This window comes from Neobacillus fumarioli NBRC 102428, from assembly GCF_001591485.1.
In the GTDB taxonomy this organism is placed as follows: Bacteria; Bacillota; Bacilli; order Bacillales; family Cytobacillaceae; genus Neobacillus; species Neobacillus fumarioli.
The window spans coordinates 1-24,157 of the sequence record NZ_BCUZ01000038.1 but is presented as its reverse complement, the minus strand read 5'-3'; the positions used below and the strand labels follow the sequence as shown (position 1 = coordinate 24,157).

The 24,157-nt window shown below is 41.1% G+C and carries 20 protein-coding genes and 1 pseudogene; 17 read left to right on the top strand and 4 right to left on the bottom strand.

What is annotated here, in order from left to right:
* Positions 1–990, bottom strand: a pseudogene (locus tag BFU02S_RS17650) (ROK family transcriptional regulator); the annotation flags it as partial.
* A 258-nt stretch (positions 991–1,248) separates the two neighbouring features.
* Here BFU02S_RS17650 and BFU02S_RS08175 point away from each other — a divergent pair.
* The 10 genes from BFU02S_RS08175 to mglC all read left to right on the top strand — a co-directional run bounded on the left by BFU02S_RS08175 (position 1,249) and on the right by mglC (position 14,093).
* Positions 1,249–2,430, top strand: coding sequence for a galactokinase (locus BFU02S_RS08175; RefSeq protein ID WP_066368999.1), 1,182 nt, complete (start codon positions 1,249–1,251; stop codon positions 2,428–2,430).
* 17 nt (positions 2,431–2,447) lie between these two features.
* Positions 2,448–3,929 carry a UDP-glucose--hexose-1-phosphate uridylyltransferase gene (gene galT / locus BFU02S_RS08170; protein WP_066369002.1) on the top strand — a complete coding sequence of 494 codons (1,482 nt, stop codon included), beginning with the start codon at positions 2,448–2,450 and terminating at the stop codon, positions 3,927–3,929.
* Positions 3,930–3,943: 14 nt separating this feature from the next.
* Positions 3,944–4,990, top strand: a complete 1,047-nt coding sequence (locus BFU02S_RS08165) for an aldose epimerase family protein (RefSeq protein ID WP_066368997.1) — start codon at positions 3,944–3,946, stop codon at positions 4,988–4,990.
* A 12-nt stretch (positions 4,991–5,002) separates the two neighbouring features.
* Complete coding sequence (locus BFU02S_RS08160; protein ID WP_066368993.1) at positions 5,003–6,013, top strand: LacI family DNA-binding transcriptional regulator; 1,011 nt, start codon at positions 5,003–5,005, stop codon at positions 6,011–6,013.
* A 137-nt stretch (positions 6,014–6,150) separates the two neighbouring features.
* A complete protein-coding gene (locus BFU02S_RS08155; RefSeq protein ID WP_066368990.1) occupies positions 6,151–7,149 on the top strand; it encodes a sugar-binding protein in 999 nt (332 codons plus the stop codon).
* Positions 7,149–8,621 (top strand): sensor histidine kinase, encoded by a 1,473-nt coding sequence (locus BFU02S_RS08150; RefSeq protein WP_066368988.1) that lies wholly within the window; start codon positions 7,149–7,151, stop codon positions 8,619–8,621. The genes BFU02S_RS08155 and BFU02S_RS08150 overlap by 1 nt, the downstream gene beginning before the upstream one ends.
* The gene (locus tag BFU02S_RS08145) at positions 8,599–10,164 is read left to right on the top strand and encodes a response regulator (RefSeq protein ID WP_066368986.1); all 1,566 of its coding nucleotides are present in this window, start codon (positions 8,599–8,601) and stop codon (positions 10,162–10,164) included. The genes BFU02S_RS08150 and BFU02S_RS08145 overlap by 23 nt, the downstream gene beginning before the upstream one ends.
* Positions 10,165–10,358: 194 nt before the next feature.
* Positions 10,359–11,429, top strand: a complete 1,071-nt coding sequence (mglB, locus tag BFU02S_RS08140; protein WP_066368984.1) for a galactose/glucose ABC transporter substrate-binding protein MglB — start codon at positions 10,359–10,361, stop codon at positions 11,427–11,429.
* A gap of 124 nt (positions 11,430–11,553) precedes the next feature.
* Positions 11,554–13,059, top strand: a complete 1,506-nt coding sequence (gene mglA, locus BFU02S_RS08135; protein WP_066368976.1) for a galactose/methyl galactoside ABC transporter ATP-binding protein MglA — start codon at positions 11,554–11,556, stop codon at positions 13,057–13,059.
* Between the two features lie 11 nt (positions 13,060–13,070).
* Positions 13,071–14,093, top strand: a complete 1,023-nt coding sequence (mglC, locus tag BFU02S_RS08130) for a galactose/methyl galactoside ABC transporter permease MglC (protein ID WP_066368973.1) — start codon at positions 13,071–13,073, stop codon at positions 14,091–14,093.
* Between the two features lie 150 nt (positions 14,094–14,243).
* Here the strand turns inward: mglC and ytaF are convergent, their stop codons facing one another.
* Entirely contained in the window at positions 14,244–14,873 is a 630-nt protein-coding gene (gene ytaF / locus BFU02S_RS08125; RefSeq protein ID WP_066368966.1) for a sporulation membrane protein YtaF, read from the bottom strand.
* 220 nt (positions 14,874–15,093) lie between these two features.
* Positions 15,094–15,693, bottom strand: coding sequence for a DedA family protein (locus BFU02S_RS08120; protein WP_066368965.1), 600 nt, complete (start codon positions 15,691–15,693; stop codon positions 15,094–15,096).
* A gap of 263 nt (positions 15,694–15,956) precedes the next feature.
* Between BFU02S_RS08120 and BFU02S_RS08115 the strand changes: the two genes are divergently transcribed.
* The 3 genes from BFU02S_RS08115 to BFU02S_RS08105 all read left to right on the top strand — a co-directional run bounded on the left by BFU02S_RS08115 (position 15,957) and on the right by BFU02S_RS08105 (position 18,948).
* Positions 15,957–18,152 (top strand): alpha-galactosidase, encoded by a 2,196-nt coding sequence (locus tag BFU02S_RS08115; RefSeq protein WP_066368964.1) that lies wholly within the window; start codon positions 15,957–15,959, stop codon positions 18,150–18,152.
* A gap of 81 nt (positions 18,153–18,233) precedes the next feature.
* Positions 18,234–18,425 carry a hypothetical protein gene (locus BFU02S_RS16690; RefSeq protein ID WP_066368963.1) on the top strand — a complete coding sequence of 64 codons (192 nt, stop codon included), beginning with the start codon at positions 18,234–18,236 and terminating at the stop codon, positions 18,423–18,425.
* Positions 18,376–18,948 (top strand): YhfC family glutamic-type intramembrane protease, encoded by a 573-nt coding sequence (locus tag BFU02S_RS08105; RefSeq protein WP_169797581.1) that lies wholly within the window; start codon positions 18,376–18,378, stop codon positions 18,946–18,948. Before BFU02S_RS16690 ends, BFU02S_RS08105 begins: the two co-directional genes overlap by 50 nt.
* Positions 18,949–19,117: 169 nt before the next feature.
* Here BFU02S_RS08105 and BFU02S_RS08100 read toward each other — a convergent pair whose 3' ends face one another.
* Entirely contained in the window at positions 19,118–19,297 is a 180-nt protein-coding gene (locus BFU02S_RS08100) for a hypothetical protein (protein ID WP_066368957.1), read from the bottom strand.
* A gap of 205 nt (positions 19,298–19,502) precedes the next feature.
* Between BFU02S_RS08100 and BFU02S_RS08095 the strand changes: the two genes are divergently transcribed.
* The 4 genes from BFU02S_RS08095 (at position 19,503) to BFU02S_RS08080 (ending at position 23,900) form a co-directional block, all read left to right on the top strand.
* A complete protein-coding gene (locus tag BFU02S_RS08095) occupies positions 19,503–20,858 on the top strand; it encodes a S8 family peptidase (protein WP_066368955.1) in 1,356 nt (451 codons plus the stop codon).
* A 67-nt stretch (positions 20,859–20,925) separates the two neighbouring features.
* Entirely contained in the window at positions 20,926–21,453 is a 528-nt protein-coding gene (locus tag BFU02S_RS08090; RefSeq protein ID WP_066368953.1) for an NUDIX hydrolase, read from the top strand.
* A 55-nt stretch (positions 21,454–21,508) separates the two neighbouring features.
* Positions 21,509–22,063 carry a glycerol-3-phosphate responsive antiterminator gene (locus BFU02S_RS08085; RefSeq protein ID WP_066368952.1) on the top strand — a complete coding sequence of 185 codons (555 nt, stop codon included), beginning with the start codon at positions 21,509–21,511 and terminating at the stop codon, positions 22,061–22,063.
* Between the two features lie 172 nt (positions 22,064–22,235).
* Entirely contained in the window at positions 22,236–23,900 is a 1,665-nt protein-coding gene (locus BFU02S_RS08080; RefSeq protein WP_066368949.1) for a glycerol-3-phosphate dehydrogenase/oxidase, read from the top strand.
* The last annotated feature ends 257 nt before the right edge of the window (positions 23,901–24,157 follow it).

Below are 24,157 nucleotides of genomic sequence, written 5' to 3'. Positions count from 1 at the left end.
GTTTTGAAGGTTTAAGAATATTGATCATATTGGCAGCAGCTAACCCAAGGGAAAGTCCGGCTTCTATTAATACTAATCCAGCGACTTTGTCTCCTTGCCGGGCCTTGAATACTAATTCTAGGTTAAGTTCATTTTTTCCTTCCTGCAGCCATTTATTAAGAAGAGATTCAGGTTTATTTTTTATTTCATCTTTTACTTTGTTAAGGATGGCCGGTTCCGAAGCATAAGCTTCTAAACAGCCATTATTTCCGCATTGGCATTTTGGTCCGTTAACATCTAAAATCGTGTGGCCGATCTCTCCGGCGGTATTAAAAGTGCTTTTATAAACCTCATTATTAATAAAAATGCCCGAACCAATACCTCTCCCAATACTTAGACAAATAAAATCTGGTACCCCTTGGCCTTGGCCGAACCAACTTTCGGCAATGGCTAATGCCGGACATCATTCTCAACATGAACAGGGATATGAAATTCATTTTCCAGGCATTCTTTTATCGGGATATTTTTCAAATGCAAGTGAGGAGAAAAAATCGCTATCCCTTTATCAGGATCTACCAGACCATGCATTGCCACGCCAATGCCGAGAATTCGATCTTTATCTATATGTACCTGATTTAACACTTGATTGATCATCTCAATGACCATTGTTAAAAATTCATCTTTAGTGGGGAGTGCAGAAATATCTTTTTTAGCATCGGAGATGATCTTTCCATCCATAGTGGTTAAAATAGCCCGGACAATTTCCGATGCAGCATATACCCCAATAATATAATGGGCAGCATAGTTGATTCGAAGCATAATTGGTTTTCTTCCGCCCATCTTTGAGCTGGCTGCTTGTTCTTCTGTGATCAGATTTTTTTCAATCAGTTCACTAACAAATGAACTGACAGTCGGAGGAGTTAACTTTGTTAGTTTGGCTATTTCTGCCCTTGAAATGGGCTCTCTTAACCGAATCATATTTAAAACAGTTGATTGATTAAGCGATTTCATTTTCTCGAAACTTCCGGTTTTGGTGTCGTAATTCAAATTACATCACGCCTTTGTGCATTTTCCTTAAGTTCTTATAGCGTTTTTCCATGTGAGTTCATTAATCACTTTTCTTACGATTTCTATTATTCATCATAACATATTTTGGTCATAAAAAGCATAGGTAATCAATTATTAGTAAATTTTTTAGTAAAATCATTGCCCGATTTTTACTAAGGGGAGTAAAATAGATATATATACAGAACAATGGAGGATTTTAGTATGAAGATGACAACTCTGAATAAAATTTTTCTGGACATGTTTCATGTGCTGCCAAAGCGAGCGTTTTTTGCTCCAGGCAGGATTAATTTAATCGGAGAGTATACGGATTTTAATGGTGGTCATGTGTTTCCGTGTGCGATTACCTATGGAACATACGCGGTGGCAAGGAAACGTGAGGATCAGCTGATTCGTTTATATTCTGCGAACTTCCCAGATAAAGGGTTAATTGAATTTAACTTAAGTGAACTCGTGTATGATCATACTCATAACTGGGCCAATTATCCAAAAGGGATGATCCGCTACATTCTGGAAGCTGGTTATGAGATTCCAACAGGGTTTGAATGTGCCATTCAAGGAAATATCCCAAATGGTGCGGGTTTATCCTCCTCGGCATCGATTGAACTATTAACAGGTGTAATGATAAATGGTCTATATGAATTGGCGATCCCGCGTCTTGAATTAATTAAGCTTGGAAAGCGGGTTGAAAATGAATTTATCGGCGTCAACAGCGGCATAATGGATCAGTTTGCTGTCGGAATGGGCAAGAAAGATGCCGGAATTTTGCTGGACTGTCAGACATTGCGTTACGAATATGCGCCAGTCAAGCTTGAACATCATAAAATTATCATTATGAATACAAACAAACGCCGGGAGCTGGCCGATTCAAAATACAATGAGCGCCGCAGTGAATGTGAACAAGCACTTGAGCAGCTTAAGACGAAACTTGCCATTGAATCCCTTGGACAGCTGTCAGAAGCAGAGTTTGATGAATACCAACACTTCATTACAAATGAAACGGTCCGGAAGCGGGCAAAACATGCTGTTTATGAAAATGTTAGAACATTGAAAGCGTTAAAAGAGCTTAAGAAAGGTAATTTAACGGAGTTTGGCCGTCTAATTAACCAATCTCATATTTCCTTAAGGGACGACTTCGAAGTGACGGGTGTTGAACTTGACAGTTTAGTAGAAGCGGCTTGGAAACAGCCGGGCGTTCTCGGAGCGCGAATGATCGGAGCAGGGTTTGGCGGCTGTGCGATTGCGATTGTAGAAAATGATGAGGTGGATCACTTTATTGCCAATGTAGGAGCGATATATAAAGAAAAAATCGGTTATAATGCAGATTTCTATATTGCTAGTATTGGAGATGGAGCAAAAGAAATTATGCTGGAGGCAGTGAAATGATGGTAGGGGAGGAGAACATGATTCAGCAAACAGTTCAGCAATTAATTGAACAGGCACTGGCGGTTCAATTAATCGAGAAAGAAGATGAGATCTATGTTCGAAACCAAGTCCTTTCGTTATTACAGCTGACAGAGTTTTCGGAATCAGCCCAGACCAAAGATATGGTTTTCACCATTCCTGATTTGCTTGAGGAAATCACTGCTTATGCATGTACACGTGGCATCATTGAAGATTTATATGATGAAAAGGAGATTTTCTCTAGTAAAATCATGAACTGTTTTCTTGACCGCCCATCAGCCGTCAATCAGCAATTTTACCGAAAATACCAGGAAAGTCCAAGAGCAGCAACAGAGTATTTCTATCATTTAAGTAAAAATAGCAATTATATTCAAATGAAGCAGATTCGCAAAAATATTGAGTATAAGGTTCAGACTGAATATGGAGATCTCGACATTACGATTAACTTATCAAAACCGGAAAAGGATCCGAAAAGTATTGCGCGAGAACGGTCAGCACCAAAGACAGCCTATCCGAAGTGTCTGCTTTGCATTGAAAATGAAGGCTATCCTGGAAGAATCGGCCATCCGGCACGATCCAACCATCGGATGATCCGTGTCAACCTACGGGGAGAGAAGTGGTATTTACAGTATTCACCATATGTGTACTATAACGAACATTGTATTGTGCTTTCAGAGAAACATATCGATATGAGAATCAGCAGAAGGACCTTCGAGCGGCTGCTAGCGTTTGTAGAGCAATTTCCCCATTATTTTCTTGGCTCGAATGCAGATCTTCCGATTGTCGGAGGCTCGATTTTATCACATGATCATTATCAAGGCGGGAATTATTCATTTGCCATGGCGAAAGCGGATTCTGACTGGTCATTCACTATCGCAAAATTTCCGGAAGTGCAATGCTCTATTGTGAAATGGCCTATGTCTGTAATCCGTCTGCGCTCACAAGAATGTGCCCAGCTTGTTGAGACGGCAGATTATATTTTAGGAAAATGGAAGAATTACAGCGACCCATCGCTTGAAATACTAGCTGAAACGAATGGGACGCCGCATAATACCATTACGCCGATTGCCCGAAAAAATAAAGAATTTGAGTTAGATCTCGTTTTGCGAAATAATCGAACGAGTGAGGAGCATCCGCTCGGAATTTTCCATCCGCATGCCGATGTCCATCATATCAAAAAGGAAAATATCGGCTTGATCGAGGTCATGGGACTTGCTGTTCTGCCAGCGCGTTTAAAGGATGAACTGAAGGAAGTCGAAAAATTTATTCTTGGACAACCCGCAGATGTCGCTGATTATCATGCGGAATGGGCGAAACAGTTGAAAACACGTTATCAGGCAGAAGCCGATTCAGCGAATATCGAAAGGATTGTTCGTGAAGAAACTGGGAAGAAATTTTTACAAGTGCTGACAGATGCCGGTGTATTTAAGCGGGATGAAGCAGGAATCGCCGGATTTAAACGGTTTATTCAATCCTTATAAATGGAGTGATCATCATGGAAGTAAAAGAGCAATCATTTGGACAGTATGATGGCAGAAAGGTAAGTGAGTATATACTGATCAATGACAAGGGCATGGCGGTGTCTTGTTTGAATTACGGATGTGTGATCACGAAAATTCTTGTTCCTGACAAAGGTGGAAATGTTGAAAATGTAGTCCTTGGCTTTGAACGGCTGGAGGATTATGTGGAATGGTCGCCGTATTTCGGAGCTGTGATCGGCCGGGTAGCGGGCAGGATTAGCGGGGCCCGGTTTAAACTGGATGGAACAGAATATCAGCTTGCGGCCAATGAAGGGACAAATCATCTTCACGGGGGCAGACAAGGATTTGACTCCGTCGTATGGAATGCTGAAATAGTGAAAGAAGAAACGGCTGTAGGCGTGAAGTTTTTTTATCTCAGCCGCGATGGAGAAGAGGGGTATCCCGGCAACTTGGAAACAACGGTAACCTATCGATTAGACAATAATAATGAACTGAGCATTCATTTTCAAGCGCGAACCGATCAGACGACTCTGGTGAACTTAACAAACCATTCTTATTTTAATTTAAGCGGCAATCTTAAGCGGGATTGTTCTGCGCATATGCTTAGGCTTGATGCGTGCGGCTTTTTAGAGCTGAGGTCTGACTTGATTCCAACCGGAAAAGTGCTTAATGTAGCTGAAACCCCCTTTGATTTTCGGGCAGGCCGACCTATTGCAGATGGCATGCATTCGTCCCATCCACAAAACATTCTTGCCGGTAACGGCTATGACCACCCGCTTATTTTTTCCAAACAGGGTGAAAATAAAATAGTGTTAAGCGAGGAAGAGAGCGGACGGGTGATGGAAATGAAGACCAATCAGCCTTGTGTGGTGTTTTATTCCGGCAACCAATTGGAAGGTTCGTTTTCAGTTTCGGGTGTTCCCGTTAGGAAATATCTAGGTGTTTGTCTAGAAACACAAGGGTATCCTGATGCGATTCACCATCCGGAATTTCCTTCGGTTGTGTTGAAGCCGGGAGAATTATATAATCACGTAACGACCTATCGTTTTTTTGCTAAATAAGGAGATATTGTTATGGCTACCATTAAGGATATTGCCCAAAAAGCCGGGGTTTCGATCGCCACGGTATCCAGGGTATTGAATTATGATGCAACTCTTTCCGTCAGCGATGAGACAAAGAAGAGAATTTTTGAAGCTGCAGAGGAGCTGGAGTATAAGAAGAAGCCTGTAAGAAAGCAGGAGCAGGGGAAAATTGCCCTTCTGCAATGGTATACGGAAAAGGAAGAGCTTGAAGACCTGTACTACATGTCGATCCGTTTGGGCGTGGAAAATCGCTGTCAGGATCACGGAATTCAAGTAATCCGATTTTTCCAGGATCACTATGAGGACTTGAAAAATAAGGACATTCAAGGATTAATTGCGATCGGGAAATTCAGTGCAAGGCAGGTTGATGAACTAAAGAATCTGACGGGCAACATCGTCTTTGTTGACTGTTCACCCGATGATGAACAGTTTGATTCGATCGTGATTGACTTTGAAAAGGTTGTGGAAAACGTTCTAAATTATTTTTGGAAGATTGGCCATAAGCAAATTGGCTATATCGGGGGAAGGGAAGCGTTTAAGGATCAATCCTCTGAAATTGAAGACCCTAGGGAGCTGGCATTCAAGCGATATATGGCGGATAAAGGAACATTAAATGAAAAGTTTATTTATAATGGCACTTTTTCCGTTGATGCGGGTTATGCGTTGATGAAGCAGGCGATTCGTGAGCATGGCGATGATTTGCCGACTGCCTTTTTTGCCGGCAACGATTCGATTGCGGTCGGCGCACTTAGAGCACTTCTGGAGGAAGGAATTGCCGTGCCGGATCGGGTCAATATTGTAGGGGTAAATGATATCAGCATTGCGAAATACGTCTTTCCTGCCTTAAGCACAGTAAAGATTTATACTGAATTGATGGGAAAAACAGCTGTTGATACATTACTTGAGCGGATCGAAGGCCGAAAAACCGCCAAAACCATTTATATCGCAACAAAACTATTGATTAGAGACAGCAGCTTCCAATTGGAAAACGATTCAGAATAAAATGTTGATTTGTCCACCTCAGGTGGACAAATCGGCATTTTGTCTTTCTTTGGTGCCTGACACCTAAATACATTGTTGCATGTTTGAATATTCTGTATAATATCTTCTGTAAAGAAAGGCCTAGGGTGGAGATAGGTATGAGCAGGTTGGCGAAGTTGGTGTATATGGCAGGTGTATTGTCCTTTATTGTGAGTTGCTCGTTTACTGTTTTTTATGGGTATATGGTTCTTGCTCATAAGCCAGCTGAAGTGAAAGATGGCGGGATAAAGTATAAATATCATTTCGTGCTAGTTCCCGAGGAGATGGATAATGAGTATTGGAGATTGGTAGAAAAGGGAGCACAGGCGGCGGCGAAGAAATATGGGGTTTTGCTTGAATATGTAGGCCCAAAGCAGGCAAATATTGATGTCCATTTGAAAACGATTGAAATGGCAGCGGTTTCAAAGGTGGATGGCATTATGACACAGGGGTTGGATGATCAATTCACCCCGTTAATTAATCGTGTTATAGAACAGGGAATACCGGTTGTCACAGTCGATACGGATACCGAAAACAGTAAGCGTTTTTCCTATATAGGAACAGATAATTATTATTCAGGATATTTGGCTGGCAAAGCGTTGATTGCTGATACAAAGGGACATGCGAATGTGGCAATTATTACAGGCAGTTTCTATAAGAACCATCAACAGGAGCGGGTAAAGGGCTTTAAGGATGCTGTAAAATCTGAAAAGGGAATTCATATTATTGATATACAAGAATCGGAGATCAGCAGAGTCCGCGCTGCTGAAAAAGCTTATCAAATTTTGCAAAACCATCCGAATGTCAATGCATTTTTCGGGACAAGCGCATTAGACGGTGTTGGAATTGCCCAAGTGGTGGAACAATATAAAAAGCCCGGCCAGATTTATATTATCAGTTTTGATACTCTGCCGGAAACCTTGGAGTACATTCGTAAAGGAACCATTCAAGCCACTGTTGTACAAGAGCCTTATGAAATGGGCTATGGCGCTGTGAAACTCATGATTGATCTGATTAACGGGAAGAAGGTACCTTCTATCGTCCATACCGATACCAGGATATTACGGGCCAAGGATTTGCCCTTAACCCGGGGAGATAAAGCGGGAGGGGGTAAATAATGTTATTTCGCATCAGATTAAAATTACTTTTTTACTTTATTGTCCTTGTGGTGTTATTAACTTCTGTCGGCCTTTTCTTTTATAAAAGCAGTGAGACGGTTGTAAGTGAATATGATGAAAACTTTCAAAGCTTCCTTTTGCTTAATGATATCTCTCAGAGGACGAATACCATTACGGATAAACTCCATGCCTATATTCTTGAAAAAGAAGAACGCTACCATGAGGATTACCGAAAAGAAAAAAGAAAGCTGATTGCTGACCAAAAAAAGCTTTATGAGGTCATGAAATCCCATGATGTCACGCTGATTAATTTTAAAAATATGATTGATAGTTTTTTAGATGAAAGTGATGCAACGGTCGGGGCATTTCAAAGGAATAATATTAACGACTACTCCGATCATTTTAATGATGTATTGAATACTTCCTCATTTCTCCATGAAAGTACCTTGGCTATTTTAAATAGTAAATTAACAGACTATGAAAAATTTTATCATCAAATGGAGAAACAAAAACAATATTACCGGCTGATGTCATACTCCTTGTTTACTGCTGCTTTTTTTCTAAGCACTTTGTTGGCATTATGGATTTCCGGCGGGATTACAAAGCCGATCAGTATGTTATCGAAAGCAGCAAAGGAGATTTCCAGTGGGAATCTGGACGGAGAAGATATTAAAATCACAACGAAAGACGAATTAAAGCTTTTAACCGAAACGTTTAACCAGATGCGCACAAATCTTAGGCAATTGGTTTTGGAGATCAAACAAAAGTCTGAATTGGACAAGTTGTTAAAGGAAACGGAATTGAGACGGCTGCAACATCAAATTAATCCGCATTTCCTATTTAATACATTAAATACGGTATCAAAGCTGGCCTATTTCGAAGAAGCGGAACAAACTTCAAGATTGATTGAAGCCGTTGCGGCTATTCTCAGGTATAATCTTGGGGATCTAAATCAGGCATCGACTTTAAGAGATGAAGTGCGGATTGTGAAAGAGTATTTTTTCATCCAGCAAACAAGGTTTGGAGACCGAATAAAGTTTAAAACAGACATTCAACAGGATTGTTTGGATATAGAGGTTCCCAGACTAATTCTCCAGCCGCTCGTTGAAAATGCCTTCATCCATGGAGTGGAATCATATGAAGAAGACGGAGAAATCTGTCTTCATATAGACCGTTTTCTGGAATGGATTGTGATCGAAGTCATTGATAACGGTAAAGGAATGGGGGAAACGGTGAAGCAAAGGCTGCTGAAATATAGAGAAGAAAATGGATTTGAACTAAATAATACAAAAAGCCACGGCCACTCAACAAGCATAGGGGTGAAAAATGTCATACGCAGACTGCAGCTTTTCTATCAACAACAGGCTATTGTGGAGATTGAATCACAAGCAGGGAACGGAACTACTTTTAGGCTAAAGATTCCTAACGGTAACCAAGGGGGCGACTGCTTTGTTGAAAGTACTGGTTGTTGACGATGAAATTCTGGAAAGAAAAGCATTGATAAAAATAATCCGAAACGCTTCTGAACAAGTGATGGTGATTGGTGAGGGTGCTAAAAATGGCAGGGCCGCCGTTGAAATGGCCCGGGAATATAAGCCGGATATTATCTTTATGGACATTAAAATGCCTGGCATAGACGGGGTTCAAGCTGTTAAAGAAATCAAACAGTTTGCACCCGATACCCGCTTTATCATGGTTTCGGCTTTTAATACGTTTGAGTACGCGAAGGAAGTTATGCAGCAGGGGGTTAAGGAGTACATTTTAAAGCCAAGCAGAAAACAGGATATTCTTGAGAGTTTAGGAAGGGTTTCGGCGGAAATCATTCGTGAAAGAAAGCAGCGGGAGGAGAAGAACAGCTTGAAGGAAAGCCTGAACCGGGCTGTTTCGATTGCCCAGAAAGAGTGGGTATCCTCGTTAATCATGAACCGAGCTCATGCTTTAACATTTGATGAGTGGAGCGAGCTCTTTGGAGTGGAAATTACGAGCGGATTTATGATGTTATGTTATTTTGAGCCGAAAACCGAGGAAGGCTTTTCGCCAGCCGAAAAGCAGCATTTTTACAGCTGGCTAAAGAATGCGCTGAAAACTACAGGGAAGAAGCAAGAAGTATTGATCGGCTCGATGACAGATACACAAGTTCCCGTTTTATTTCTATGCAAAGGAAAATACCGGTTTAAAACCGAAGCAAGGGCCATTATTGACAGCTTGTACACCCTTTTTCAAAAGGAACTTGATAAAGGAGAATTAAAAATTAGTGTCGGCCTTCCATATCATTATGCCAATGAACTTCACCAATCCTATCACGATGCAATTATGGCGCTAAAGCAGCTTCTTGCAATGCCGGATCGGAAATTTTTGATTTGTGATAAACGAGGTTCCGCCAAATCTCCACCATTATCAGGCATGCTAGAGGTCGAGAAACAGCTGCTCGAAGCTGTTCGTCAAGGCGATCTGAATCAAGTTCTTTTAAAATATGAATCATATATTCAAATGCTAAGTGAAAAGCCGCTCATGAAAAAGTCATTTGATGAATTGTTTGTTCTGATTTCCAGAATGCTTCACGATTTAGGTATTCAGGATCAACAGGTACCCGTTATGGATGAATCAATAGGGACCTATGAGATATTGGAAAAGGGAAAAGCCCATTTATTGGAGGTTGTCATCCAGGTTCAGAGTTGGCGGAACAACCACGCCAAGGGAATGCTCTATAAAGCAAAGGAATATATCGAAACCCATTATGCTGATTCGCTCACATTGGAGGAGGTTGCTGAGTATGTCGAGCTGAGTCCATTTTATTTCAGCAAGTTATTTAAGGATCGGTTTGGCGTAACGTTTATTGATTATTTAACAGAAATCAGAATTAAACAGGCAAAGCTTGAGATGGAGGATCAGCGAAGAAGCTTAAAAGAAATTTGCTTTTCAGTCGGTTACAAGGATCCGAATTATTTCAGCAGAGTGTTTAAAAAGCATACAGGCTTATCCCCGACCGAGTTTCGCAAGAAGATTATCAGTTAAATAGATTTTTTCTAAAGGCTATTCCTTTTATGCTAGGCTTTCGTCGGCTTGGGGATGGTCTTTTTTTGTCGAGATTGCAAAATAATCTAGAGATTAACAAATTTATGCTAGTCTTTGGACCTATTTTGCAAGAGGTTCACATGGTACTTTAATTGTAAAGGCTTACATCAATATTGATAAAGGAGAATGATAGCATGGTCAAAAAGAAAAAAGGTTTACTTCTTTTCGCAACGATCGCGACGAGTATTCTATTAGCGGCCGGGTGCAGCAGCTCATCAAGCGGGACTGCGGACTCCGAAAAAAGTAAGGATGGAAACGGCAATCTTCCCGCAGTAGGTGCAACGATCTATAAGTTTGATGACAACTTTATGTCTTATGTACGCCGTGCAATGCAGGATGAAGCAAAAAGCAAAGTCAATCTTATGTTGAACGACTCTCAGAATGATCAGGCAAAACAAATGGAACAAGTGGATACACTGATCGCAAAAGGGGCAAAATCATTGGCCATCAATCTTGTAGATCCAAAAGCTGCACCAACCATTATTGACAAGGCAAGGGCCAAAAACCTTCCAGTTATTTTCTTTAACAAAGAACCAGATGCAAGTGTAATGAAGAGCTATGATAAAGCTTATTATGTTGGAACGACTTCCGCAGAATCCGGCATTTTGCAAGGTGATTTAATCGCAAAAGCCTGGGAAGCAAATAAGGATAAATGGGATAAAAATCATGACGGCAAAATTCAATATGTATTGCTGAAAGGGGAACCAGGGCACCCAGATGCTGAAGCACGTACTAAATATGTGATTGATGAACTACATAAAAAAGGTATTCAAACAGAAGAGTTAGCAATGGATACGGCTATGTGGGATGCAACAAAAGCGACAGAGAAAATGGATGCTTGGATCTCAAAATACGGCGATAAAATTGAATTTGTCATTGCAAATAACGATGCGATGGCGCTAGGCGCTATTGCTTCGCTTGAAAAAGCGGGGTACTTCACAGGCAACAAGTATATGCCAGTTGTCGGGGTTGACGCCATTCCTGAAGCACTTGACAAGATCAAGGAAGGAAAAATGGTAGGTTCAATCCTCAACGATGCGAAAAACCAAGGAAAAGCAACGATTGACCTTGCTGCCAATGCTGCAAATGGTAAAGATGTATTAAGTGGAACACAGTGGAAATTGGATAATACAAAAGCAGTACGTGTTCCATATGTAATGGTAACGAAAGACAATATTCAAGTCGGCGAGGACGCTTATAAATAGGATACTGGAACGCAGTGCCGAAGGCTGTGCCTAGCGGCGCTCTCCGAACGAAGGAAAAGCCTTGATGCTTTTCCTTCGTTCGGGGTTGTGCTGATCACGAATGGTAAAGTGAGGAGGTTCACGCATGTCAGAAGCTACATCACCGTATTTACTTGAAATGCTTCATATAACCAAAATGTTCCCTGGGGTAGTGGCCCTTAATGATGTTTCCCTTAGAGTAAGACCTGGTTCGGTCCATGCATTGATGGGTGAAAATGGTGCAGGAAAGTCAACGCTGATGAAATGCTTATTTGGCATTTATATCAAAGATAGAGGGAAGATTCTCCTTAATGGAAAAGAAGTAGTGTTTGCCAATTCCAAACATGCACTTGAGAATGGTGTTTCCATGGTGCATCAGGAACTAAACCAGGTCCGCCAGCAAAGTGTCATGGATAATATATGGCTCGGCCGCTACCCTAGAAAAGGCATATTTATTGACCATAAGAAAATGTATGAGGATACGTTGGAAATTTTTAAAGATCTTGATATAAACATTGATCCGCGTAGCAAGGTCGGTTCCTTATCTGTTTCCGAGATGCAAATGGTTGAGATTGCTAAGGCGGTTTCCTACAATTCAAAGCTGATTGTAATGGATGAACCGACATCGTCACTGACGGAGAAAGAAGTCAATCATTTGTTTAAAATTATCCGTAAGCTACAAAGTGAAAATGTCGCCATTATTTACATTTCGCACAAAATGGAAGAAATTTTAAAAATATCCGATGAAGTGACGATCATGCGGGATGGACAGCATATTGCCACAAAAGATGCGAAGGAATTGACTACGGTTGAAATAATCAAGCTGATGGTTGGCCGTGACCTGTCACAGCGTTTTCCGGAAAAAAGGAATGAGCAAGGAGAGGTCATCCTGAAAGTGTCCAACTTGACGGCAGAAACACAAGGCTCTTTTACCGATGTGAATTTTGAACTGAGGAAAGGTGAAATCTTAGGAATTGCCGGACTTGTTGGCTCAAAACGGACAGAATTGGTTGAAGCTATTTTTGGTATTCGTGGAGTAAATTCCGGGACAATTGAGCTAGACGGCAAATTAATTCAGAATCGGTCTCCAAAGGAAGCGATTAAAAACGGCTTTGCACTTGTAACAGAGGAACGGAGGTCGACAGGGATTTTTCCAGAACTTAGCATCAGCTTCAACTCGATTATTTCTAACTTAAAACAATATAAAACAAATGGCGTATTTTTGTCCGATAGCAAAATCGCCGAGGATACCAAATGGGTGATCGATTCGATGAAGGTGAAAACCCCTTCACAGAAAACGTCGATTGGCAGCCTTTCCGGCGGAAATCAGCAGAAAGTCATTATCGGGCGCTGGCTGTTAACAAAACCGGAAGTGTTATTGCTGGATGAACCAACAAGGGGCATTGATGTCGGGGCGAAGTTTGAAATCTATCAGTTAATTAATAAACTGGCGGCAGAAGGAAAGGGAATTATTATGATTTCCTCCGAGATGCCTGAGTTATTGGGGGTAACTGACAGAATCTTAGTTATGAGTAATGGAAGAGTAGCAGGAATTGTCAATACAAAAACAACTTCGCAGGAAGAAATTATGCGATTGGCAGCACAGTATTAGGAGGGATGTACATGAATCATCAGGCATCAAAAAAATCAAATGTGACAAAATGGCTGTTTGACAATGTCATTTACGTGTTTCTAGTCCTTCTCGTTATTGGAATCATAGTAGCGTCCCCTGACTTTTTATCGGTTACAAACTTAATTAATATTTTAAGTCAATCTTCATCACGAATTATCATTGCCCTCGGGATGGCGGGCATTTTGATTACGGCGGGTACAGACCTCTCTGCGGGCCGGATGGTTGGTCTTGCCGCAGTTATCTCGGCGTCGCTTTTACAAGCATCCGATTATGCGTATAGAATGTATCCCCACCTTCCCCAGCTGCCATTGTTCGTTCCTATTTTACTGGCAATGGTCATTACAGGAATAATTGGTGCGTTGAACGGTATTATTGTCGCGAAACTAAATGTACCTCCGTTTATTGCAACATTAGGGATGATGATTACCGTATACGGTTTAAACTCGATGTATTTCGACCGCCCGCCATACGGTGCTCAGCCAATCGGCGGCTTAAACCAGGCATTTACAACCTTTGCACAGCGAGGCATTCCAATTGGAAACTATGAAATTCCTTATCTAATTTTTTATGCCATTATTTTTACTATTTTTATCTGGATTTTATGGAATAAAACACAATTTGGAAAGAACATGTATGCCATCGGAGGCAATCCCGAAGCGGCTAAAGTTTCCGGTGTAAATGTAACCAAATATCTGATCCTGATTTATACACTTGCTGGAGTACTCTATGGCTTCTCCGGCACACTTGAAGCAGGCCGTGTCGGCAGCGCAACAAACAATACCGGAAACATGTACGAGCTAGACGCCATCGCAGCCTGCGTAGTCGGCGGAGTATCCCTATCCGGCGGAATCGGAACTGTCCCTGGCGTCATCACCGGCGTACTCATCTTCCAAATCATTAACTACGGCCTCGCCTTCCTTGGCGTCAGCCCATACATCCAATACATCGTCAAAGGCGCCATCATCGTCATCGCCGTCGCCTTCGACATGCGCAAACACGCCAAGAAGAAATAAGGTGGTGTCAATGTGGTGTCAATGCGGTGTCAATGTGGTGTCAGGCACCGCACGTGGACAAATTGCTGTTTTGTCCACGTGGGGTGGACATAGTAGCTTTACATTGTTTAGAGGCGGCACTTCCACTAGTGCCGCCGCTTCTTTTGGGTATTAGAATAGAATTTCAAACGCCCCTATCATGATGAGCAGGATTCCGGAGAGGATGTTGGAGTATTTGGCGATGTTGTTGTTGTTGATCTTGCTGCCAATCCTTTCTCCGATAGCAATAGAGATGAATGAAAATGCGCCGATGGATAAGGTGGTGAGGAAGGGAGAAGTTCCGGTAAATCCGGCCCCAATGCCTATCGCCAGACAATTCATGGCAAGAGCAAGCCCCAAGAGAATCGATTCCTTCCAAGTAATGACTTTATCATCATTTAAATCAGCCAGTTGTGGATGGCTGATGACCCTTGAAAAATTAGAATTGACTAGAACGCGTTCCTTTTCAGCTTCAACCTCCGGCTCAGTAGAAGCAGCTTGGAAGAATGACTCCCAGATACATTTTCCCCCAAGAAAAATGATCAGTAAGCCTCCAATCAAGTTAGCTGTTTTCAACGAAATGAAATTGGAAATGATTTCTCCGGCTGTGATAGATATATAAGCACAGATCATGGAAATGACAGCAATAAATAAATTAGAAGCAACTGGAATACGGGTTGTTTTGAGACCATAAGAGACGCTAATCCCTAAATTGTCAACGTTTGCTGCAACCCCTATTAACAATATGGTTAACCACTGCATGCTTTAACCTCCCAGGTCATATCTATCCTATGTGTATGAAAAAACTGGGCAGAACGTGCGCAGTTCAAACATGCAATGGTTAACGGTATTCGGGTCTATTTAGGACTTTTCTGGAGTAGGAAGGCTATTTAAAAAAATAAAAGTCCCCGATTTGGGGACACAAATTTTTAAAAATTGTTTGAATAAAATATTTTTTGGCTAATTTTGTGATCTCCACGAATTAAAAAACTTTTTGCATTTTTCGTTTCCTCCAAAAATTATAAAAAACTGCACATCCAAGAAGGAATAACAATACAAGGTAGACACTGTATTTCGAAAAATAAAATCTAAAATCGATCCAATTTTCTCCTAATACCCTTCCCAATGTAACAAAAGTGGTACACCAAATAATAGCACCTGTATAGGCAAACAGGGCGAATTTTTTATAGGAATAGCTGTTTATTCCTGCAAGATAAGCAGTAATGTGCCTGACACCAGGAATGAAAAAGCCGATAACTAACAAAAACGGCCCGAACTTTGCGAATAATTTTTTCGTTCGTTCCACCTTTGTTTCACTAATGTGAAGTTTTGGCCCAAACTTTTGTAAAAATGGCACCCCTAGTTTCACTCCTAACACGAAACTAAGGCTAATCCCGACACATGCACCCGTAATAGCACAGACAATCGAAGGCAGGTAATCCATTCTACCTTGGAAAACATTATACCCGACATATGTAAGCAACACCTCATCGGGAATTGGCAGGCCAATAATTCCACCGATTAAAGCTACAATAATCCCAAAATAGCCATAATGGACAATAAGAGAACTTAAATGATACATCTACAAACACTTCCTAAACTTAATAAATGACTTTTTACCTACTCATTCAGAAAATCCGAGTTTTCTAAAAAGATAACACGTAAATAACCAAAAAACAACCACTCCAGAATTATATTGCCATATTTTATAAATTTTATGTAGAATGGTGCTTGACACCATCCGTGGACATTTGTCCGCCGTACGTGGACAGTTGTTTTCCGAATTGTTTTTCCAGACTTCGAATATAGTAGGAGTAGTGAGGGTTTCAAAGGAGTGATGAGTGGATGCCGGTTGAATGGGATGATAAAAGTCATGTTTTTCATTTATATAACAATAGGATCAGCTATTTGATGGAGGTTGTGCATGGCAAATACTTGGCCCATTTGTACTGGGGAAAGCGGGTGCAGGTTCTGCAGCCTGGTGCCATCCTTTCTTTTAGGAGCAGAGCATTTTCACCTACGACTGAACCATCTGATCCGAAATTTTCCCTTGATACGCTTCCGCAGGAGTATCCAGCCTTTGGCAATGGTGATTTTCGTTCTCCGGCTTACCAGCTTCGGCCTGCTGACGGTTCAACGATGACAGAATTTGTCTATAATTCTCATGAAATCTATCAGGGAAAACGGCCGCTGAACGGTTTGCCGCATGCTTATGTAGAGGAGAAATCAGAGGCAGATTCGCTTGTCATTACAATGGTAGATTCCAAGATTGGTGTCGGGTTAAATCTTCATTACACCATATATCGCGACATTGATGTGATCACAAGGTCCGTTTCTTTTGAGCATCTTGGCGGACAGGAAGTAGAAATACATAAGTGTATGAGCATGTCGATCGATTTCCATCACGCGAATTGGGACTTCCTTCATCTTCAAGGTACATGGGCACGCGAACGCCATATTGAAAGACAGCCGCTTATTCACGGCATTCAATCTATTTCTTCTGCAAGGGGGGCGAGCAGTCATCTTCATAATCCTTTCGTTGCCTTACTTTCGAAGAATGCCGATGAAGATATCGGAGAGGTATATGGCGTCAGCCTTGTTTATAGCGGAAATTTTGCCGCTTCGGTTGAAGTGGACCCGTTTGAAACGGCAAGGCTCAGTATAGGCATTAATCCTTTTGATTTTATCTGGTTGTTGAAACCGGGGGAAACATTCCAAACACCGGAAGCCTTGATGGTATATTCAAACGAAGGCTTGGGAGGGATGTCAAGAACATTTCACCAATTATTGCGTAAGCGGGTGTGCCGCGGTGTCTATCGTGATAAGATCCGCCCAATCCTTATCAATAATTGGGAAGCGACCTATTTTAATTTTAACGAAAATAAATTAAAAGAAATTGTGGGCAGCGCCAAAGAACTGGGAATTGAGCTGTTTGTTTTGGATGACGGCTGGTTTGGGCACCGTGATAATGCGAAAAGCTCTCTTGGCGACTGGGAGGTAAATAAGAAAAAGCTGCCTCATGGCTTGAAGGGATTGGCGGAATATGTTCAAAAAAAAGGGATGAAATTTGGTCTGTGGGTGGAGCCGGAAATGGTGTCTCCTGACAGCGATTTGTATCGAAAACATCCTGATTGGTGCCTGCACGTTCCGGGGCGCAATAGGACAGAATCAAGAAACCAATTGGTCCTCGACCTGAGTCGGGAAGATGTATGCGCATGGATCATCGAAACATTTACGGAAGTGTTTACAAGTGCTCCAATTTCTTATGTGAAATGGGATATGAACCGGAATATGACAGGGGTAGGATCAGCGGCATTGCCTTCCGAAAGGCAGAAAGAAACGGCACATCGCTATATGCTCGGTTTGTATCGGATTTTGGAAGTACTGACGGGGCGTTTTCCGGACATTCTGTTTGAGAGCTGCTCGGGCGGCGGGGGCCGCTTTGACCCGGGAATGCTTTATTACATGCCGCAAACGTGGACGAGTGATGATACGGATGCGGTAGAACGGCTGAAAATTCAATATGGAACAAGTCTTGTTTATCCAGCAATTACAATGGGAGCGCATGTATCAGATGTGCCAAATCATCAGGTAGGAAGAGTGACGCCAATAATGATGCGGTGTCATGTAGCAATGGCGGCAAATTTAGGGTTTGAACTTAATATCAATAAATTGAGCAGCGATGAAAAAAAGATCGTCATGGCACAGATTGGGCAATATCATAAAATAAAGGAATTAGTTTGCTTTGGCGATATGTATCGATTGGTAAGCCCATTTGCAGGAATGGACACTGCCTGGATGTTTGTCGATCAAAACAAGGAAAAGGCCGCGGTTTTCTATTATAAAATATTAGCCTCCCCAAACTCGCCAATAATCCGTCTTAAACTGCGCGGACTTAATCCTAGAAAAAGATACCGAATGAATGCTGGCAAGCAGGAGTTTTTCGGAGATGAACTTATGCAAATTGGCTTAACCATTCCGTTCATCAAAAAGGATTTCACATCACAACTTATCTTGCTTGAAGGGTGTCAGGCACCCTAAATTTTGAGGATTTTCCGTAGAAATGGGAATAACCAAAGGTTAAATGGATTAATGAAAATACTTAAAAGGGAGACAGGAGTTATGATCAGCACAGGAACAATTGTTTCAATGTTTGTTCCCATTCTATTTTCGTTAATTTTATTTATCGGTCTGATTTTATTTTACCGCAAGAAGACTGGCATCGCCGTAATACCCTTGATTCTTGGTGCTATAGGAATTTATTGTGTTTTCGAAGGTTTTGGAAAAAGCCTTGCATGCCGTGGTACTGACTAACTTTCCGCATTTCACGCAGCATCCATGGCTATTTGGCGTTTATGGGGGGATGGCAGCTGGGATCTTCGAAGAATTTGGCCGATTTTTATTATTTACATGGTTTCTTAAAAAATATTATGACTATAATAGTGGGATTTCATTTGGTATCGGCTGGGGCGGCATAGAAGCAATCATAATAATGCTGGTGATTGTCGTACCAAATATCATCATCGCCATTATGATTAACATCGGCACATTTGAGACCGCATTTAGTGGTAAAATTCCGAATCATCAGCTGGCTGCCCTGAAAGCATCGGTACTTAACCATGGGGCATCATTCTACTTACTAGGCTGTGCTGAACGGCTTTTTACAGTTTTCCTGCATATCGCTCTAAGCTTATTGATATTACTAGCTGTAGTGAAAAAGAAATTTACCTATTGCATCTATGCTGTACTGATTCATGCCATCTTTGACTACCCAGCAGCCCTCTATCAAACAGGAACGATCAAAAATATTTGGATTATCGAGTATACATTGCCATAATAGGCTTCCTATCGCTAATTTTTATTAAAAAAGCAGAGAAACTGGTGTCAGGCACCACTCGTGGACATTTGTTCACCTGGGATGGACACTCTGATACTACACTCTACATACAATAAAAAAGCCGATTGGCCCGCAATACCAAAGCGGTTCTATCGGCTTTCATTCTTATTTATGAGAATCTGCTTGCACCCGGCCCAACATTCGATTCCCTCAAGCAAAGTGCCACCGTCACTGTCGTTCCAGTCCAGTCCGGTTCACTAGCCGTTAATCCAGTATCAAGAGAATAAGTGGCACATGAATGTCCGAAGAACAGGACTTCCTTCTGCATCCATAACATTAGAAGAAGCAAATCCAGCGTCCCCCTCTAATTGACACTTCTTAAGACTCAAAATCCATAACTGATAGTTAATGGCAGTTCATAAAACATCCATTGTCCACCTGAGATGGACAAAAGCGGAATTTGTCCACGAGCGGTGCCTGACACCAACAATCACCCTGACCGTTGTTGCTTCGGTTTCATAGTTTGTAGAAAAACTATGGAGGGAAGGTACAGGATGTTTGGTTATTCGATGGTTCAGATGGTACGAGCCCATGCGGCGAAGCTGGAAATATCGCTGCGTGAGGATCTCCTGAATTTGTACAAGCCTTTTAAGTGGATTCCTTGTTTCTTGCATAATTTGTTAGAAGATTTTGTTAAAAAGAGGAAGAAGTTTTCCGTTATTATCGAGTTTGAGGAAGGCTGTCATAAAGCCGGCAGTAAACAAGTGAACGAAGTGATGGAGAAACATAGGAAAAATAAAGTAAAACAGGACTTTTCAAGGATTTCTTGCTGCAGTGCCGAAGTCACCCCGAAAGGTTTAGAGGAGATTCTCTCAAGTTGCCATCATATCCGAAAAATTTATTTAAATAGAAAAGTTCGGGCGCTTTTAGATGTTGCTGTTCCATCGGCAAATGCGAAAAAAATTGTCAGAAATAATAAGGTGTTAACAGGTAAAGGTGTTACGATTGCCATAGTAGACACAGGAATCTATCCACACCCGGACCTAGCAGGGAGAATTATCGCTTTTAAGGATTTTATCAAAAATCGAACTAAGGCTTACGATGATAACGGCCACGGAACACACTGCGCCGGAGATGCTGCCGGAAACGGACTAGCTTCTAATGGAAAATATGCAGGCGCGGCCCCTGAAGCGAATCTAATTGGTGTAAAAGTATTAAACAAAATGGGCGCCGGATCTATAGAAACAATGATGGAAGGGGTGGAATGGTGTATACAATACAATGAGAGAAATCCAGCTCAAAAAATCGACATTATAAGCTTGTCACTTGGGATCCCATCAAAAAATTATACGAATGAAAATGCCGATCCAATGGTGAAAATGGTTGAGGAGGCTTGGGGATTGGGGATTACAGTCTGTGTAGCGGCCGGAAACGAAGGGCCGGACTATGGAACAATTTCCTCTCCTGGAGTCAGCGAACAGGTCATTACAGTCGGGGCGCTGGATGATCAGGATACGGCTGAAACAAGGTCTGATGATGATGTAGCAGTCTTTTCAAGCAGAGGGCCGACCATTTACGGGAAAACCAAACCGGATATCTTAGCTCCGGGAGTTAATATTATTTCCCTAAGAGCGCCAGGCTCCTATCTGGACAAGCTACAAAAATCGAATCGTGTGGGAAAAGATTATTTTATGTTATCTGGAACCTCAATGGCAACACCGATCTGTGCCGGAATTTCCGCACTCATCAAACAGCAAAATCCAGCTCTGACCCCGCAGGAGATTAAAGTCCTTTTAAAAAGCGGAGCTGATTTATGGACAGACAGAGACCCTAATATATATGGCGCCGGATATATTAATGCTGAAAATTCGGTACCTGACACTTTGCATTATAAAGAAGGACAAGATTAAAGCTAGCCAAATTTTTTTAAAACACAATAGCCATTCGTGTTAAAATAATCCAAGTGAGGTGAATAAAATGGTCTGGAAAATCAATAAATCGACGAAACAAATGGCCGACCGATACGCAATTATCACAGATGAAGTAACACTCCCAAATGGAGACCAAAAGACATTCGCCTATTTGGATTTTGCAAAAGGGGTTTGCATCCTGGCATTTACGGAAGATGAGCATGTATTATGCATAAAACAATACCGCCATGCATTAAAAAACTGGCAGTGGGAGCTTCCCGCAGGTGCAATTGACCCTAATGATTCTACTCCCCTTGATGCTGCCAAACGGGAATTAGAAGAAGAAACCGGCTATACAGCAGAACACTGGCTAGATCTGGGCAGCTTTTATCCATCCCCTGGCTCAACAAGTGAAGAAATCTATTTATTTGCCGCGGTGGGCCTAAAGGCATCCAAGCAAAAGTTAGAAAACAGCGAACAAATTGAATTGCATAAAATTAGTATGGAAACTTTAAAAGAAATGATTGCAGAAGGAGATTTCAGACACGGTGCAGGGTTGGCAGCGATCTTGAAATATAAATTTATTAATGGTTAAACGATGCACATGCTCTAAAAAATTTTTTTCATAGGGAAAAGGTTGTGAATACCAAATGAATCAGAAAATATTGCCTGCTGCAGCTGATATGAAAGAATTTGAACGATTTCTGCAAAGCCCTTATGAAATTGGCATCTTTTTGGACATGCATATTGCCCAATTAAAAAATATTAGTTTAATGGCAAAACAGTATGGCAAGAAAATGATTTATCATGTTGATTTGATTCGTGGCATGAAAAGCGATGAATACGCAACTGAATATATTTGTCAGCAATTCAAGCCGTTTGGATTAATCTCTACAAAAACAACAGTGATTCAAAAGGCAAAACAAAAAGGAGTTATTGCGATTCAAAGAATATTTTTGATCGATCGCCATGCCTTGGAAAAAAGCTATAAATTAATTGAAAAAACACAGCCGGATTATATTGAAGTCCTCCCAGGTGCAATGCCTTGGATGATTGCCGAAGTAAAGGAACGGGTTAAAATACCGATATTGGCCGGTGGGTTAATTCGAACAGCTAAAGAAGCACAATCCGCATTAGAGGCCGGTGCGGAAGCCATAACGACATCGAAACGGGAATTGTGGGATATATTTGCGAACAAAAACTAAACTTTTTCCTTCATGTTATGATATAATGGATTTAAGTTAATACATTGTCAGGAGAAATTGAGAGACCACAAACATTATCACTTAGATAATGTCTTTTGTGGTCTATTTTTTTATTTCTCATAAAAACTAAAAGCATACTATAAGATGGCTTTTATTTTCGGGAGGAATCGTCATGAAATTTTCAAATTTAAATCGTAAAGAAATTATAAATCAGCTAAATAAGGAAGAGTATGATGTTCTAATAATAGGAGGCGGAATTACGGGAGCGGGAATTGCCCTTGATGCTATTACACGAGGAATGAAAACAGCGCTGGTTGAGATGCAAGATTTTGCAGCAGGTACCTCCAGTAGATCGACAAAGTTAGTTCATGGCGGGCTTCGTTATTTAAAGCAATTTGAGGTTAAAATGGTGGCTGAAGTAGGCAGGGAAAGGGCGATTGTCTATGAAAATGGACCACATGTTACCGTCCCAGAATGGATGTTATTGCCCATTCATAAAGGCGGAACATTTGGTAAATTTACAACATCTATCGGTTTAAGAATCTATGATTTTCTTGCTGGTGTCAAGAAATCAGAGCGGCGGATTATGTTATCAAAGGAGGAAACATTAGCAAAAGAACCACTGATTAAAAAAACCGGTCTTAAAGGTGGCGGCTATTATGTAGAATATCGGACAGATGACGCAAGGTTAACCATTGAAGTGATGAAGGCAGCAGTGGAAAAAGGGGCTGTTGCCCTAAATTATTCAAAAGTAATAAAACTTCTATATGAAAATAGAAAAGTTGTCGGTGTCCTTATTCAGGACCAATTAACTGGAGAAGAATATGAAATAAAGGCGCAGAAAATTGTTAATGCTGCTGGCCCGTGGGTTGACGATATTCGGGAATTGGATCGTTCAAAAAGAGGAAAAACACTCCAGCTCTCGAAAGGGGTTCATCTTGTGATCGATCAATTCCGTTTTCCGTTAAAACAGGCGGTTTATTTTGATACACCTGATGGCCGCATGGTGTTTGCAATACCACGTGATGGGAAGACCTATGTCGGAACAACCGATACTTTTTACAATGAGGATCCCGTCAGCCCAAAAATGACGTCAAGTGACCGCAGTTATATTATTCAAGCAATCAACTACATGTTTCCTGACGTAAAGATTTGTGAAGAAGATATCGAATCGAGTTGGGCAGGAGTTCGCCCGCTTATTTTTGAAGAAGGAAAAAACGCCTCAGAAATTTCCCGAAAGGACGAAATTTGGGAATCGGATTCAGGATTAATCACCATCGCTGGGGGAAAATTAACAGGCTATCGAAAAATGGCCGAAACTGTCACAGATCTAGTGGCATCCAGGCTTTATTCCGAGAAAGGAAAGAATTTTCCGGATTGTCAAACAAGAAATCTTCCAATTTCGGGTGGAGACGTTGGCGGTTCAAAGAATTTTGCTGCCTATATTTCAAAGCATATCCATAAAGGCGTAGAACTGGGGCTCCTTAAAGAAGAAAGTGAAAAGTTGGCAAGGACATATGGTTCTAATATTAATATTGTTTTCGAACGGTTGGCAGCTAACAAAGATGAGGCATATAAATATCATTTGCCGCTGGATTTTTTTGCAAGGCTTGTTTATGCGGTGGAATATGAAATGATTGCAACCCCTATTGACTTTTTGAATCGGCGTACAGGGGATCTATTGTTTAATATTCAAAATGTACAAAAGTGGAAGGATCAAGTCATTGCTTATATGGCTGCCCGGTTTGGCTGGACTGAGCAAGATATAAAAAAATATAATTTGTCCGTAGAAAATTCTATTAAGGATTGCGTATACCCAGTTGATGAACATAAATAATATTTATCTTGAAACGATATCTTAAATTAAAAAAAGATGTTAGAGATTTTCATCTATGAAAGGATGAGAATCTCTTTTTTTAGATTCTAAAGTAAAGCTCATTAAGATATATGAGATGTTAAAAAAGTGTTGACAAAATTTCTTTCATCTTTTAAAATTTATTATTGTCGCTGCTTCAAATGAAATCAACTTTTGAAAAAGTGGTTGACGCATTAGGAATAGATATGATAATATTTTAAATTGTTCCGAGTTAATTG